The sequence below is a fragment of the Methylobacterium sp. NPDC080182 genome, assembly GCF_050281105.1.
Taxonomy (GTDB): domain Bacteria; phylum Pseudomonadota; class Alphaproteobacteria; order Rhizobiales; family Beijerinckiaceae; genus Methylobacterium.
The window spans coordinates 1-14,922 of sequence record NZ_JBNNWO010000027.1 but is presented as its reverse complement, the minus strand read 5'-3'; the positions used below and the strand labels follow the sequence as shown (position 1 = coordinate 14,922).

Annotated in this window: 14 protein-coding genes, 1 tRNA gene and 1 pseudogene; 10 read left to right on the top strand and 6 right to left on the bottom strand. The window is 69.7% G+C overall.

The genetic code is table 11. From position 1 onward, the window contains the following. Window positions 1–71: 71 nt before the first annotated feature. Genes ACQKQD_RS30495 through ACQKQD_RS30480 form a run of 4 tightly spaced genes read left to right on the top strand, consistent with a single transcriptional unit; the run spans window position 72 to window position 4,813 of the window. Complete coding sequence (locus tag ACQKQD_RS30495) at window positions 72–1,316, top strand: AAA family ATPase (RefSeq protein WP_056526226.1); 1,245 nt, start codon at window positions 72–74, stop codon at window positions 1,314–1,316. A gap of 57 nt (window positions 1,317–1,373) precedes the next feature. Beyond that, on the top strand, window positions 1,374–2,822 hold the full coding sequence (locus tag ACQKQD_RS30490) for a CpaF family protein (RefSeq protein WP_026605321.1): 1,449 nt from the start codon (window positions 1,374–1,376) through the stop codon (window positions 2,820–2,822). Between the two features lie 4 nt (window positions 2,823–2,826). Next, window positions 2,827–3,804, top strand: a complete 978-nt coding sequence (locus tag ACQKQD_RS30485; RefSeq protein WP_427510482.1) for a type II secretion system F family protein — start codon at window positions 2,827–2,829, stop codon at window positions 3,802–3,804. 31 nt (window positions 3,805–3,835) lie between these two features. After that, entirely contained in the window at window positions 3,836–4,813 is a 978-nt protein-coding gene (locus tag ACQKQD_RS30480; protein ID WP_020095643.1) for a type II secretion system F family protein, read from the top strand. A gap of 25 nt (window positions 4,814–4,838) precedes the next feature. On the opposite strand, the gene ACQKQD_RS30475 is transcribed toward ACQKQD_RS30480, so the two are convergent. Continuing rightward, the gene (locus ACQKQD_RS30475; protein ID WP_337251946.1) at window positions 4,839–5,072 is read right to left on the bottom strand and encodes a GcrA family cell cycle regulator; all 234 of its coding nucleotides are present in this window, start codon (window positions 5,070–5,072) and stop codon (window positions 4,839–4,841) included. Between the two features lie 402 nt (window positions 5,073–5,474). Here ACQKQD_RS30475 and sseA point away from each other — a divergent pair, with 402 nt between their 5' ends. After that, the gene (gene sseA, locus ACQKQD_RS30470; RefSeq protein WP_427510481.1) at window positions 5,475–6,323 is read left to right on the top strand and encodes a 3-mercaptopyruvate sulfurtransferase; all 849 of its coding nucleotides are present in this window, start codon (window positions 5,475–5,477) and stop codon (window positions 6,321–6,323) included. Between the two features lie 66 nt (window positions 6,324–6,389). On the opposite strand, the gene ACQKQD_RS30465 is transcribed toward sseA, so the two are convergent. Genes ACQKQD_RS30465 through ACQKQD_RS30450 form a run of 4 tightly spaced genes read right to left on the bottom strand, consistent with a single transcriptional unit; the run spans window position 6,390 to window position 9,627 of the window. Then, on the bottom strand, window positions 6,390–7,214 hold the full coding sequence (locus tag ACQKQD_RS30465) for an FTR1 family iron permease (RefSeq protein ID WP_427510480.1): 825 nt from the start codon (window positions 7,212–7,214) through the stop codon (window positions 6,390–6,392). 51 nt (window positions 7,215–7,265) lie between these two features. Beyond that, window positions 7,266–8,699 (bottom strand): 4Fe-4S binding protein, encoded by a 1,434-nt coding sequence (locus tag ACQKQD_RS30460; protein ID WP_427510479.1) that lies wholly within the window; start codon window positions 8,697–8,699, stop codon window positions 7,266–7,268. Beyond that, window positions 8,696–9,046: a cupredoxin domain-containing protein gene (locus ACQKQD_RS30455; protein ID WP_427510478.1), complete on the bottom strand. Its 351-nt coding sequence runs from the start codon at window positions 9,044–9,046 to the stop codon at window positions 8,696–8,698. Before ACQKQD_RS30455 ends, ACQKQD_RS30460 begins: the two co-directional genes overlap by 4 nt. Before the next feature lie 17 nt (window positions 9,047–9,063). Next, window positions 9,064–9,627, bottom strand: coding sequence for an iron transporter (locus ACQKQD_RS30450; RefSeq protein ID WP_020095636.1), 564 nt, complete (start codon window positions 9,625–9,627; stop codon window positions 9,064–9,066). Window positions 9,628–9,980: 353 nt separating this feature from the next. On the opposite strand from ACQKQD_RS30450, the gene ACQKQD_RS30445 reads away from it, so the two are divergent. Further along, on the top strand, window positions 9,981–12,104 hold the full coding sequence (locus ACQKQD_RS30445) for a carbohydrate porin (protein ID WP_427510477.1): 2,124 nt from the start codon (window positions 9,981–9,983) through the stop codon (window positions 12,102–12,104). A gap of 148 nt (window positions 12,105–12,252) precedes the next feature. Here the strand turns inward: ACQKQD_RS30445 and lipB are convergent, their stop codons facing one another. Continuing rightward, window positions 12,253–12,984, bottom strand: a complete 732-nt coding sequence (gene lipB, locus ACQKQD_RS30440) for a lipoyl(octanoyl) transferase LipB (protein ID WP_020095634.1) — start codon at window positions 12,982–12,984, stop codon at window positions 12,253–12,255. Between the two features lie 88 nt (window positions 12,985–13,072). On the opposite strand from lipB, the gene ACQKQD_RS30435 reads away from it, so the two are divergent. From ACQKQD_RS30435 to ACQKQD_RS30420, 4 genes and pseudogenes are all read left to right on the top strand, one after another. After that, window positions 13,073–13,378, top strand: a complete 306-nt coding sequence (locus ACQKQD_RS30435; protein WP_020095633.1) for a FliM/FliN family flagellar motor switch protein — start codon at window positions 13,073–13,075, stop codon at window positions 13,376–13,378. Between the two features lie 118 nt (window positions 13,379–13,496). Beyond that, a tRNA-Leu gene (locus ACQKQD_RS30430) sits at window positions 13,497–13,581 on the top strand. 82 nt (window positions 13,582–13,663) lie between these two features. Continuing rightward, window positions 13,664–14,647, top strand: a complete 984-nt coding sequence (locus ACQKQD_RS30425) for a DUF6538 domain-containing protein (RefSeq protein ID WP_427510476.1) — start codon at window positions 13,664–13,666, stop codon at window positions 14,645–14,647. A gap of 86 nt (window positions 14,648–14,733) precedes the next feature. Then, a pseudogene (locus ACQKQD_RS30420) lies at window positions 14,734–14,829 on the top strand (hypothetical protein); the annotation flags it as partial. Window positions 14,830–14,922 lie beyond the last annotated feature (93 nt).

The following is a 14,922-nucleotide window of genomic DNA, read 5'->3' as shown; positions in this document are numbered from 1 at the left end:
GGCGCCGGGGATGGGCAGCCCCGCCGCCGATCGCAACGCCGCACCCCGCACGCGAACCCGAAAGCGCCGTCATGGCAGAGCTGTCCGAGACAACCGAGCGCACGATCGCCCCGGTGCCCCGGATCACCATCCAGGCCTTCTGCGAGACCGGCGAGACCGCGGCGATGATCGAGGGCGCGGCCCTCGACCGGCGCATGCAGAAGGCGCAGGTCAAGGTCCGGATGGGCGGCGGGGCCGCGGCGATCGAGGCGTACCGGCACGCGCCGACGCCCAACGTCATCGTCCTCGAGATCCAGGGCGCGCGCTCGCGGCCGATCGAGTGCCTCGACGCCCTGGCCGAGGTCTGCGACGAGGGGACCCGCGTCCTGGTGATCGGTCACGTCAACGACGTGATGCTTTACCGCCAGCTGATCCAGCGCGGGGTGTCCGATTACCTGATGGCGCCGGTCGAGCCCCTGACGCTCATCGCGGCGATCTCCGACCTGTTCACGGCCCCGGGCGTCAAGCCGGTGGGCCGGACCGTGGCGGTCTACGGCGTCAAGGGCGGCATCGGCGCCTCGACCGTGGCGCACAACTTCGCGTGGTCGGTGGCCCGGGGCCAGGGCGTCCAGACGGTGATCGCCGATCTCGACATCGCCTTCGGCACCGCCTCGCTCAACTTCAACCAGGACCCGCCGCAGGGGATCGCCGAGGCGGTGTTCGCCCCCGAGCGGCTGGACTCCGCCCTGGTCGAGCGGCTGCTGTCCAAGTGCAGCGACAACCTGAGCCTGCTCTCGGCCCCGGCGAGCCTCGACCGGACCATCGACCTGTCCGAGCCGGCCTTCGACACCCTGATCGAGCACATGCGGGCGAGCGTCCCGTGCGTGGTCCTCGACATCCCCCACCAGTGGAACGCGTGGACGAAGCGCGTCCTCACGGCGGCCGACGAGATCCTGATCGTGACCGGGCCCGACCTCGCCTGCCTGCGCAACGCCAAGAACCTCCTCGGCGCGCTGAAGCACGGTCGCCCGAACGACCAGCCGCCCCGCATCGTGCTGAACGGCGTCGGCGTGCCCAAGCGCCCCGAGATCGGCACCGCCGAGTTCGCCAAGGCCCTGGAGGCGCCGGTGGCCCTGACGATCCCGTTCGAGCCGACCCTGTTCGGCACGGCCGCCAACAACGGCCAGATGATCGCCGAGATCCAGGCGGGCTCGAAGGTGGCGGAGCTGTTCAACGACCTGGCGGCCATGACCCTCGGGCGTCCCGAGAGCCGGCGGGGCCGTCCGAGCCTGCTGGAGCCGCTGCTCGCCAAGCTTTCCGGCCGCAAGGCATCCTGATGCGGACGCGATCCCTCACCCGGCCGGTGCCGCGGGTCAGCGTCGGGGCTCTGACCCATGTTCGGTAGGCGACAGTCCGGCGGCGCGTCGGCGCCGCCCCCGCCGATGCCGCAGATGCGGACCCCGGCCCCGGCCACGCCGGTGCTGCGCGACGCGCCGGCGCCCGCGCCGGCCCAGCGCCCGGCGCCGGCGGCCCCGGTCGTCGTCGAGACCGCGCGCTCGGAGGATTACTACCGCACCAAGAGCCTGATCTTCGGCGCCCTGATCGAGGCGATCGACCTGACGCAGCTCTCGCGCCTCGACGCCGAGACCGCGCGCGAGGAGATCCGCGACATCGTCACGGAGATCATCGGGCTCAAGAACATCGTCCTGTCGATCTCCGAGCAGGAGGAACTGCTCGACGACATCTGCAACGACGTGCTGGGCTACGGCCCGCTGGAGCCGCTGCTCGCCCGCGACGACATCGCCGACATCATGGTCAACGGCGCCCACCGGACCTTCATCGAGGTCAACGGCAAGATCCAGCTGACCAGCGTGCGGTTCCGCGACAACCAGCAGCTGATGAACATCTGCCAGCGCATCGTCAGCCAGGTCGGCCGGCGCGTCGACGACGCCTCGCCGATCTGCGACGCGCGCCTGCCGGACGGGTCCCGCGTCAACGTCATCGCGCCGCCGCTCGCCATCGACGGCCCGGCGCTCACGATCCGCAAGTTCAAGAAGGACAAGCTCACCCTGGAGCAGCTCGTGCGCTTCGGGGCGATCTCGCCCGAGGGCGCCGAGGTCCTCAAGATCATCGGCCAGTCGCGCTGCAACGTGGTCATCTCGGGCGGCACGGGCTCGGGCAAGACCACGCTGCTCAACTGCCTCACCGCCTTCATCGAGCACGACGAGCGGGTCATCACCTGCGAGGACGCGGCCGAGCTGCAGCTCCAGCAGCCGCACGTCGTGCGCCTGGAGACACGGCCGCCCAACATGGAGGGCCAGGGCCAGGTCACCATGCGCGACCTCGTCAAGAACTGCCTGCGCATGCGCCCGGAGCGGATCATCGTCGGCGAGGTGCGCGGACCGGAGGCCTTCGATCTGCTCCAGGCGATGAACACCGGCCACGACGGCTCGATGGGCACGCTCCACGCCAACAGCCCGCGCGAGTGCCTGTCGCGTATCGAATCGATGATCTCGATGGGCGGCTTCACACTGCCGTCGCGGACCCTGCGCGAGATGATCTGCGGCTCGATCGACGTCGTGATCCAGGCGATGCGTCTGCGCGACGGCTCCCGGCGCATCACCCACATCACCGAGGTGCTCGGCATGGAGGGCGACGTCATCACCACCCAGGACGTGTTCCTCTACGACATCGTCGGCGAGGACGCGAACGGCAAGCTGATCGGGCGTCACCGCTCCACCGGCGTCGGCCGGCCGAAATTCTGGGAGCGCGCCCGCTACTACGGCCTCGAACAGCGGCTCGGCGAGGCGCTCGACGCCGCCGAGGTCGTCGACCGGAACTGAGCCGATGGCGGACGCCTCCAACCTGCCGATCGCCGCCGGCCTCGCCGGCATCGCGGTGGCCGCCATCGCCTACGTGGCGGTCCTGCCCCTGCTCGGCGGCGAGCGCCGGGCCACCAAGCGCCTGAAGACGATCAGCGTCTCCGCCTCGGGGGCGGCGACCCGGGGCGTCGCCGTCAACCGGCGCGAGCAGGTCGCCAAGACGCTGAGCGAGATCGAGGCGAAGGCCAAGGGCGCCTCGAAGGCCAGCGTGGAATTGAAGCTCGCCCGCGCCGGCCTCGGCTGGACGAAGCAGACCTTCTACGGGGTCTCGGCCCTGAGCGGGGTCGTCTTCGGGCTCCTGCTCTTCGTCATCACCGACAACGCCCTGGTGGCGCTCGGCGCCGCCTTCGCGGGCGGCTTCGGCCTGCCGGCCTACCTGCTGCGCCACCTGCGGCTCAAGCGCATCGCGAAGTTCAACAAGGAGCTGCCCAACGCCGTCGACGTGGTGGTACGCGGCATCCGCACCGGCATCCCGGTGGGCGACTGCTTCCGCATGGTCTCGCGCGAGGCCGAGGAGCCGGTGCGCAGCGAGTTCCGGACCGTGGTGGAGACGCAGGCGATGGGCCTGTCCCTCGGCGAGGCCTGCACGCGGCTGTTCGAGCGCGTGCCCACCGCCGAGGTGAACTTCTTCGCTATCGTGATCAACATCCAGCAGCAATCGGGCGGTAACCTCTCCGAGGCGCTGAACAACCTCTCCACGGTGCTGCGCGACCGCGCCAAGATGCGCGGCAAGGTCCAGGCGATGAGCATGGAGGCCAAGGCCTCGGCCTCGATCATCGCCTGCCTGCCCTTCGCTGTGGCGGGCATCACCGCGCTCACCAGCCCCGACTACATCTCGCTGCTCTGGACCACCGACACGGGCAAGATCGCCCTGGTCGGCGCGGCGATCTGGATGTCCATCGGCATCTTCACCATCAAGAAGATGATCGCCTTCGAGTTCTAGGCGCGGTGCGCCGTCTGCCGGATCCCGCCCGATGATCGACGCCATCGCCGAGAAGCTGTTCGATCCCCGCTTCATGGGCACGCTGCTGACCGCCGTCGCGGCGGCCGCGACCGCCTACGCGGTGGCGCAGCCCTTCCTGGAGACCGACCGCCTCGGCAAGCGGATGAAGCTCGTCAGCGACGAGCGCGAGCAGATCCGGCGGCGCGAGCGGCTGAGCGCGGAGCGGACCGGAAGCCGGGCGACGCTGCGCACGGAGCCGAAGGCCTACATGAAGTCGGTCGTCGAGAAGTACCAGCTGCGCCGCTGGCTCGGCACGGACACGGCCAAGCGCAAGCTGATGCAGGCAGGGTACCGCGGCCAGGGGGCGGAGACCGCTTTCCTGTTCTTCCGCCTCGTCGTGCCGGTCGCGGCGGTGATCGCGGCCCTGTTCTACCTGTTCGTGCTGGAGGTGCTCGACGCCTCGTACCTCATGCGGTTCGGGCTGGTGATCGGCGCGGCCTACATGGGCATCAAGGCGCCCGAGCTGTTCCTGGTGAACACCGCCAAGAAGCGCCAGACCGAGATCCGCAAGGCGTGGCCGGACGCCCTCGACCTCACGCTGATCTGCGTCGAATCCGGCATGGCGATCGAGAACGCGTTCCGGAAGGTGAGCACCGAGATCGCCACGTCCTCGGTCGTGCTGGCCGAGGAACTCGCGCTGATGACCGCCGAGATGTCGTTCCTGCCCGACCGGCGCCAGGCCTACGAGAACCTCGTGATGCGCACCGGCCTCGAGCCGGTGAAGTCCGTGGCGACGGCGCTGATCCAGGCCGAGCGCTACGGCACGCCGGTCGGTCAGGCGCTGCGGGTGCTGAGCCAGGAAAGCCGCGACATGCGCATGAACGAGGCCGAGAAGAAGGCGGCCGGGCTGCCGCCGAAGCTCACCGTGCCGATGATCCTGTTCTTCCTGCCCGTGCTGTTCGTCGTCATCATCACCCCGGCGGTCATCCAGATCATGCGGACGCAGTGACGGCCGGGATGGCGCAGGGAGAGGCTCAGCGGATGCGGCCGGGGCGGGTCGGCTCGAACACGATGCGGCGGTGGTAGGCGCACCAGCTCTTGCCGTCGGACACGGGGGCGCCGCAGCAGACGGCGCGGTCGTTCGGCTCGCCGATGATGTACTTGCACACGAAGGCGCCGGACTGCGCGAAGGGCACGCGCAGGTCGGCCGACGGCTCCTCGACGGACTCGGCGTCGCCGATCTGGGACATGCGGACGAGTTGATTCATGGTGTCGATCGGCTCAATAAGCATCCTGCACGGTGGGTCGGGCACCCGGGCAGACAGGGAAGGTTTGAACGCATCTCGTTCAGGCGACGTCCCCGTATCGCGTCCGCGAGCGGAACGTCCGGGGCGGCCAACACGATGCCGGCCGGACGGCCGACGCGATTGGCGTCATCATGGTGTCGTAACTGGGGTTACGGCTCTTTAAAACAAGACCAGCCTGCGCTGGATGCATCGGACCACGGTGCGGGATGCGTAGCTCCCCCGATCCGGCGCGCGCTCGATTGGCATTGGCGCGGCTGACGAATCCGCCCGAACGCCGCCGTCCCGCGATGGCCCGGGCGTGCAACGCGGTGCGACCTGTGGTTCTGTGAGCCCGCAACGCGAACAGAGCCGGATCCGCCGACCATGGCCCAAGCGCCCCTCGTGTCACCCGAATGGCTGCACGACCGCCTCGCGGCCCCCGACATCGTCGTGCTCGACGCCTCGTGGTACCTGCCCGCGGCGGGCCGCGATCCCGAGGCCGAGTTCCGCACCGCCCACATACCCGGCGCCCGCCGCTTCGATCTCGACGCCATGAGCGACACCGAGTCGAGCCTGCCGCACATGCTGCCGCGGCCCGAGGTGTTCGCGGCGCGGATGCGCGCGCTCGGCGTCGGCGACGGCATTCAGATCGTCGTCTACGACGGGCAGGGGCTGTTCTCCGCCCCGCGGGTCTGGTGGATGCTCAAGGCCTTCGGCGTGCGCGACGCGCTGGTGCTGGACGGCGGCCTGCCGGCCTGGGTGGCGGCGGGCTACCCGACCGAGGAGGGCGACCCGCGCCAGCCCGAGCGGCGGCACTTCACCGCCCGCTTCGACCACGGCGCCGTGGCGGACGCGGACGACGTCGCCCGCGCCCTGGGCAGCGGCTCGGCGCAGGTCGTCGACGCCCGCTCGGGGACGCGGTTCCGCGGCGAGGAGCCGGAGCCCCGCCCCGGCGTCCGGCCGGGGCACATGCCCGGCGCGCGCAACCTGCACTACGCGGCCCTCCAGCGCGACGGCCGGTTGAAGAGCCCCGAGGAGCTGAAGGCGGTCTTCGCCGAGAACGGCGTCGATCCGGACCGGCCGATCGTGACCACCTGCGGCTCCGGCGTGACCGCGGCGATCATCGCGCTGGCGCTGGAGACCATGGGCCGCCCGGCGCGGGGGCTCTACGACGGCTCCTGGTCGGAATGGGGCGCCGACCCGGCCCGGGCGGTGGCGACGGGGGCGCCGTAGCGCGCGGCGATCGGACGCCGCGGAGGCGGGCGAGGTCGATGCCCGCCGCCCGCCGGCCCGTCGCAACTAGGCCGGCCGCACCACGCGGCGCTTGTCGGCGGCGCTCCACTGCATCAGGCCGACCATCACCGCGATGGTGGCGACGTAGACCAGCCCCTGGAGGGCGGTCGGCCGGTCGGTGTAGCCGACCAGGGCGTGCAGGACGCGGCCCGGCCAGGAATTCTCGGCGATCACGCCGGAGCTGTTCCAGAGGGTGTATCCGAGAACCTCGACCACCCCGGCATTCGCCAGGAACTGCGCCGCCTGCGCGGCGAGGCCGGCCGCGAGGAAGATGATCAGGACGCTGGTCACCGAGAAGACGTAGCGGCTCGGGATCGAGGCGAGCCCGAGATAGGTCACCGCCGAGAGGAGCGCTCCGGCGCCGATGCCGGCGACCGCACCGAACTGGATGTCGGCGCCCGAGGTGCCCGAGGCCACGAGGCCGTAGAGGAACAGGACCAGCTCGGCCCCCTCGCGCAGGATCGCGGCGCCGATCACGATCGACAGGGCCGCCGCCTCCCGCTCGCCCGAGCGCACCGCCGCGCCGGCGGCGCGCAGTTCGCCCGCCAGCTCCTTGCCGTGCTTGCTCATCCAAGTGTTGTGCCAGATCAGCAGCAGCACCGCGACGATCAGGACCGCGGCGTTCAGGATGTCCTGCCCGCTGCCCTCGAACGCGTCCGAGATCGTCTCGGCGAACAGCGCCACCAGGGCGGCGCCCGCGAGGCCGCCGGCGATGCCGAGCAGGACCCAGCGCATCCGGCCCGGGATGCCGCGGGTCGCCGCCAGCACGATCGAGATGATGAGGCCTGCCTCGATGACTTCGCGGAAGGCGATGACGAAGGCGCCGATCATGGCGGTCTCCAAGAGTTGTGAGGTCGTGTGACGTCGCGCGCGAACCGCGCGCTACCAGATCCAGAACAGGAGCACCCAGTTGGCCACCGAGAGGGCGGCCGCGCCGGCGATGCAGGCGGAGGCCGCCACACGGCGGAGGCCGCCGGCGGCGAGACCCGCCACACGCCAGGCCAGCCAGACGCTCCACAGGCTCGCGCCGGCCAGCAGGCCCGCGCGGATCTCCGCCACGTAGGGGATCACGATGCCGTCGCCGCGCAGGAACGTCACGGTGAGCGCCGACAGGCCCAGGAAGACGCCGCAGCCCGCCACCGGGATCAGCGTCTGGGTCAGGTGGTGGAAGCGCCGAAGCGACCAGCCCCCGAGGCTCAGGGTCGCGAGCGCCACGATCCCCGACAGGGCGAGCCCGAGCACGATGGTCGCGGCGCCGATGTAGGCCAGCAGCAGCCCGCCGTCGAGGAGCGTCATGACGTCGTTGCGGTCGGGATAGTTCGTCAGCACGAACCAGGGCGCCGAGTGCTCCAGCGGCCACGTCGTCCCGCGCTCGATGAGCCACGTGGCGGCCCACTGCTTGGCGTCGACGTACCAGGGGCTCGAGGACCACTGGAACGCGCCTACCGCCAGGGCCAGCATGCCGAACAGGATCAGCATGGTCTGGTCGAGGCTGGGCTCCTCGCCGGCCACGTGGACGATCTCGTGGTTGGGCGAGCGCAGGGCGAGGTGCACGGCGCCGCGATGGCCGCTGCAGCGCCCGCACATGTGGCAGGCGCCCGCGCCGCGCATGGTCTTGACCGGCACGAGCGGCGCGCAGTTGAAGGCCTCGGTGCCGCCGACGGGCTTGGGCGAGGCCGCCCACGCGGCGCGGTCAACCTGGAAGCTCACCGGCGCGAGCTTCGACAGCACCGCGAAGACGCCGTTGACCGGGCAGAGATAGCGGCACCAGACGCGCTTGTTGCGCCCGTACAGCAGGCCGACCACGATCGCCGCGAGGGTGGAGCCGCCGAGCACCGCGAGCACCGGCTTCGGGTAGCCGTAGACGCTGGTCATCTGCCCGTAGACGGTGGTTCCGGCGAAAGCCACGAACGGCCAGCCCTGCCAGGTGATCCAGCGCGGCACGGCGTAGCCGCGGCTCCACCGGCTCGCGAACTCGCTGAGGGCCCCCTCCGGGCAGAGCACGCCGCACCAGGCCCGGCCGACCAGGACCATGCTGACCAGCACGAACGGCCACCAGATCCCCCAGAAGGCGAACTGCGCGGCGAGCGTCAGGTTGGTCCAGATGTGGGCGGCGTTGTCGGGCAGCGGCAGCAGGGCCGGCACGATCACCAGCACCGCGTAGACGGCGACGATCAGCCACTGCACGGACCGGATGATCCAGCCGTACCGGCGCAACGCGTCGCCGAACCGGGCGAGCCGCGCGTCGACCGCGGAGCGGCGCGGCGTGACGTCGGCGACGGCCAGGGAGCCGGGCGCTGTCGTGGACGCGCTCATTTGGCCACCAGGGTCGCCTTCGCTTCCGGGTGGAAATCGTCGAACACTTGGTAGGTGCCGGCATCAAGGGTGCGGAAGACGATCGCCGAGGTCGAGCCAGCGGCCAGCGCCTTCTCGCGGCGCAGCTCCGTGCTCTCGAACTCCACCGGCGTCTGGCCGGTGTTCGAGATCTCGAGCTTGAACCGGGTGTTGGCCGGAACCTCGATCACCGTCGGGATGATCACGCCGTCGCGCATCTCCACCTTGATGACCGGCATGTCGTCGGCGCGCGCGGGCGCGAAGGCCGACGCGGCGGCGACCAGCAGCAGCGGGATGGCTCGGACGAGGGAGCGCGGCAGGCGGGACACGGTCAGCTCCGGCACTCTCAGTAGGCGCCCTTCTTGCCGACGCCGGCGAAGGTGAAGTCCTGGGTGATCTCGAAGGGCTCGAACCACGGGCCGACGCCCGTCTCCTTGTCGACGTGGCGGCCGAAATGGCTGTCCTTGCCGGGCGGCGCGACGGTGACCTTCAGACGGTAGCGACCCGGGCCGAACAGCTTGACGTTGTCGCCGTAATGCGGCCCGTCGTTGGCGACCATAGGCATCAGCATGCCCGACACCGTCTGGTCGGTGGGCTTGTCGCCGTCGAGCTTCACCGCCTCGAAGCGGACGTCGAGCGCCGGCACCCAGTCCCCTTCCGCGAAGCCGTTGCGGTTGTCCTTGGCGGCGCGGATATCGGTCTCGAGGTGGATGTCCGACTTGGCGGCCTCGCGCATCATGCCGGGCGGATCCATCTCGATCGGCTGCAGATAGACGGCCGCGACCTCCAGGCCGTTGCGCGTCACGTGCGGACCGATCGGCACCTCCTTGGCGGCCGCGGCACCGGCGAACGCCAGGAGCGAGGCCGCGGCGAGGCCGCGGAGAACCGGGAGGATGTGCGAGGCGTGCATGCGACCGCACATAATCCAGGCCGCGGGAAGTTCAAACCGGAATCGCACGACAGTCAAATAATAACAATTCTAATCTGCCGGTCAGCTGCATCGACATTACGGTATTCGCATGTCGTTGCATCGAAAAAGGTCGATTACGACGCACTTTCACGAAGCTATTCGCGGTGCGATGCCCTCTGGATCTTGACGAATCCAACGCGGGCTGGATCGTCACGCCAGTGCCATGCGACGAACCGAGGATGCGATGCAGCAAGGCCATGGATCGCATGATGGCCCGCGATCACGAGCGCGCGACCCGGCTTGCGCGGCCCCGTGACGCGTTTTAGCAAATGCTATACTTTTCTGTGAGTCGGATGAGATCCCGTTCCGTGTCCCTGGTCCGCACCGCGGCGCTCGTCCTGGCCGTCCCCCTCCTCGCGCCCGCCGCCGCGCGGGCGGCCGACATCTCCCCGCTGCGCCCCGCCGAGGCGCCGTCCTACACCGACTGGTCGGGGGGCTATGTCGGCCTCGAGGGCAGTGCCGGCGGGTCCTACGGCGCCTACAATTTCGGTCCGACGACGATCGGCGCCCGGCCGGTCCCGGCCTTCAAGAGCGGCGATTCCACCGGCCGCAGCGACCAGGGCAAGAACGCCACGACGGCGGTCGGCGGCCTGTTCGGCGGCTGGAACTGGCAGGCCGGGCCGTGGGTCTACGGCGTCGAGGCGAGTCTCGACGCGGCGAATCTGAAGCGGCCCGTCCCTTCGACGATCGCGGGCTTCGGCTACGCGAACGTGGACCCGGCCTTCAACATCGTGCGCGCCAAGACGGATCTCTACGGCACCCTGCGCGCCCGGCTCGGCTACAGCTTCGACCGCTACCTGATCTACGGCACCTTCGGCCTCGCGGGGGCGAACGCGCGCATCCTGGCGAATTACCCGGACCTCGACACGGGCGGCCAGACCACCGCGCGGCGGGACCTCGGCTACGTCGGCTTCACCCTCGGCGCGGGCGTGCAGTACGCCATCACCGACAGCCTCGCGCTGGGCATCGACTACCGCTACATCGATCTCGGAGGCAGCCGGCGCTTCCCGCTGGGCACGGTGCCCGGCGACGCGGGCGGGCCGGTCACGACCCGGGCGCGCTTCACGTCCAACGAACTGTTCGCGCGGCTGATGTGGTTTCCGGACGGGCTGAAGGTCCCGCCGGACCCGGACGAGACCGCCCCGCACGATCCCGACAACGGCGATACTGGCCGCTTCTCGCTCCACGGCCAGACGACGCTGATCGCGCAGGGCGTTCCCGGCTTCCGCTCGCCCTACGAGGGCGCGCAGAGCCTGATCCCCCATCAGGCCCGGCAGACCACGACGGCCACGATCTTCCTCGGCCTCAAGCTCACCGACAGCACCGAGATCTACTACAATCCCGAGTTCAGCCAGGGCTTCGGCCTGTCGCGGACGCTCGGCGTCGCCGGCTTCGTCAACGGCGAGGCGCAGAAGGCCGGCGCCCCGTTCCCGAAGCTGCGCTCGAACCGCTACTACGTGAAGCAGACCTTCGGGCTCGGCGGCGAGACCGTGGAGGTGCCGGACGGACCGAACCAAGTGGCCACCCGCTACGACGCCGAGCGGATCACGCTGATCGCCGGCAAGTTCGCGCTGGGCGACTTCTTCGACGGAAACATCTACGCGCACGACCCGCGCGTGGACTTCTTCAACTGGTCGCTCTGGGGTTCCTCGGCCTGGGACTTCCCGGCCAATCTCCCGGGCTTCACGCAGGGCGTCTACGCCGAGTACAACCGCCCCGAATTCGCGATCCGCGCCGCCTACACGCAGGTGCCCAAGGAGCCGTCGAGCGACGTGCTCGACCCGCGGGTGTTCCGGCGCGCGGGGCTGAACGTCGAGTTCGAGGAGCGGCACGTGCTCCCGTGGCTGGAGCAGCCCGGCAAAATCCGCATCGGGCTGTTCTCGAATGTCGGCGTCTCGGCCAACAACCGCGACGTCGTCACCCTGACCCAGCTCGGCCTGTTCGACGACATCAACGACGCCGTCGCGGCGACCCGGCGTCCCCGCCGCAAGACCGGCGGCTACATCAACCTGGAGCAGGCGCTGACGCCCGAACTCGGGCTGTTCGCCCGGGCGAGCCTGAACGACGGGGGCACCGAGAACATCTCGTTCACCGACATCGACCGGAGCTTCTCCGGCGGCCTGTCGCTGAAGGGCAAGGCCTGGGACCGCCCCGACGACACGGTCGGCATCGGCGCCGCAATGAACGGGCTCTCGCCCTCGCACCGGGCCGCCTTCGCGGCCGGCTATCTCGGGCTGCTGATCGGCGACGGGCGTCTCAACTACGGCACCGAGCGCGCGCTGGAGACCTACTACGCCCTGAACCTCACGAAGTTCGTCACCCTGACCTTCGACTACCAGTTCATCGACAATCCCGGATACAATCGCGACCGCGGGCCGGCGCACTTCTTCGCCTCGCGGCTGCACGCCGATTTCTGATCGGCGCCGGTGAGACGGCCTCCGGCCGGAGCGTTCGGACGCTATGCGTATTCGCGAGCGAAGCGATCCGGTCCGGGCTCCGGACGACACGCCCCCTGGGTCGCTGCGCTCGCGACGACGGCGGCATCGCCCGATGGCGCGGCCCTGCTCACTCCGCCGCCTCGATCGCGGTCGCCCCGAAGATCGCCTCGAAGGCGGCGCGGAGCTGCATGTCGACCTCGGCCATGCTCACCGGCAGGCCGAGGTCGACGAGGCTCGTCACGCCGTGCTCCCGGACGCCGCACGGCACGATCCCGTCGAAATGCGCGAGGTCGGGCTCCACGTTCAGGCTGATGCCGTGGAAGCTGACCCAGCGGCGGACCCGGATGCCGATCGCCGCGATCTTGTCTTCGCCGCCGGGCCCCTTCTCGGGCCGGCGCACCCAGACGCCGACCCGGTCCTCGCGGCGCTCGGCGCGGACGTTGAAGGCGGCCAGCGTCTCGATCAGCCACGCCTCCAGGCTCGCCACGTAGGCGCGCAGGTCGCGGCTGCGCCGGTCGAGGTCGAGCATCACGTAGGCCACCCGCTGGCCGGGGCCGTGATAGGTGTACTGCCCGCCCCGCCCCGTCGCGTGGACCGGGAACCGGTCCGGCGCGACGAGATCCTCCGGCCGGGCCGACGTGCCCGCCGTGTAGAGCGGCGGGTGCTCCAGCAGCCAGACGCATTCGGGCGCCGCGCCGCGGGCGATCGCCTCCGCGCGCGCCTCCATCCAGGCGAGGGCGGCGGCGTAATCCACTGCCGCGTCGCTCACGCGCCAGCCCACCGGGCCGGCGACCGGATCGGTGCCGGGCCGCTTCGGGAAGGCGGGCGGGCTGACCGTGAGGCGGGGCGCGTTTACCAAGAGTTCACCATCCTGCGTCGATGGTCGAAGCCTCAACATCCGCGGCCGGCGGTTGCAAGGTTCCGGCTGCGAGACGGGATGGCGGACGGTGGCGGTCTTCGAGACCCTGAAGGTCGATCTGACGGTGGTGCTGGGCCGGGCCCGCATGCCGCTGCACATGCTCCTCCGGATGGGCCGCGGCGCCGTGATCGAGCTCGAAGCCAGCGACAGCGACATGGTCGAGATCCTGGCCAACGACCACCCGATCGCGCGCGGGCAGATCGTGGTGACGGGCGACCGCATCTCCGTGGAGGTGACCGAGCTGATCCGCAAGGCGGCCTCGATCGTCGAGCCGGGCGTCAGCATCGGCGACGGCGCGGCGCCTTTCCTGGAGGGCGGCTACGATTCCCCGTGACTGCGCTTGTCGGCGGCCGGACGATCTGTTATCCGCTGCGCCGCGCGACACGAAAGCGGCCCCGGGTTCTCCCGCGGCGCGCGACGGTCGGGCGAACGGACCGGTCTTCGCGTCCGATGCGGCCATGGCGGAATTGGTAGACGCGCTAGCTTGAGGTGCTAGTCCCGAGAGGGGTGGAGGTTCGAGTCCTCTTGGCCGCACCAACCTTTTCTTCAATGATGAGAAAAGGTTAGGAGCAGAACGATGTGGTGAAGGCGACCGACTCTCACACAGCGGTCCCACCCATTGTCCCTCAGAACTGCCCGACCGTGGAAGGACCCTAAGACGGGGGTCTACCATCTTCGCCAACGCACCCCGACCGATCTGATCCCACGGTTGAAGGGGCAGACCGTCTCCCTTCCAATCGGTGGAGCCTGGGCGTCCGTAACCGTGGGCTCTATCGTCCAGGCATCGCTCAGGACCAAAGAGCCTCGGGAAGCACGGATCAGGCACTCGATAGCCGATGGTGCACTCAAAGGGTTTTGGCACGATAAACGATGCGGAACTCCCTCAGACGCTCAGATTGCAGCGGATGCCGTCGTGGCCCCCTCCCCTGCACGCATCATCACGCCAGCCCTAGTCCCCTCTCCTATCGCGTCTGAAACGCCTTCCCTGAACGTAGGGGACCTGTTTGAACGATGGGCTTCGGACCGCGCGGACAAGCGGGCCCCGAACACGATCAAGCGTTACCGTGGGAGCATCCGGTCATTCGAAGCCTTCGCCAAAGGGCGGGACGTTCGGACGCTGACCGGGGATGACGTGTTCGCATGGGCTGTGCGCCGACGTGACGTGGAAGGCATCAGCCCACGCGCGATCAACAAGAACGATCTGGTAGCCCTCAGTTCGGTGCTCCGATGGGGTGCGGGTCGGGCCTCAGGTCAACTCCTGTCCTCAAACCCGGCGGCCGGCATATCCCTGGATGAGCCAAGGATCGCACCACAGCGGGAGCGGACTTTCCGGGACCACGAGATTGCGGTGATTCTGTCGGCAGCCCTTGAGGTCACACCAGACGCACGTAACCCGACCCGGCGTGCCGCCCGTCGGTGGTGCCCGTGGTTGGCCGCCTACAGTGGGGCACGAATTGCCGAACTGACGAACCTTCACCGTGAGGACATACGAACCGAAGGCGGCATTCCGTTTGTGCATCTGAGGGTGACGAAGACCGGCGAAGCCCGAACCGTCGTGCGCATCCGGCGAAGGCCGCCTTGTGAGCTGGCCCGTCGAGGCTGAGGTCATAGGAGTAATCCTAGGTCCTTGAGCATGACTCCGGCAGGTATCGAACTGGTGAGAGCCGAGCCGAGCCGCGTCGACGCTGGACGCGGGCGGAGAAGCAGCGGTTGGTCGCCGCTTCGTTTGAACCGGGTGTGTCGACCTCGGATGTCGCCCGCCGGGCCGGTCTATACGTCAGTTAGCTGTTCCGCTGGCGCAAGTTGCTGTTCGAGCGTGTCGGCGCTCCCACGCCAGCGCTGGTCCCCGTTGTGATCACTCCCACGTTCACCGCAATG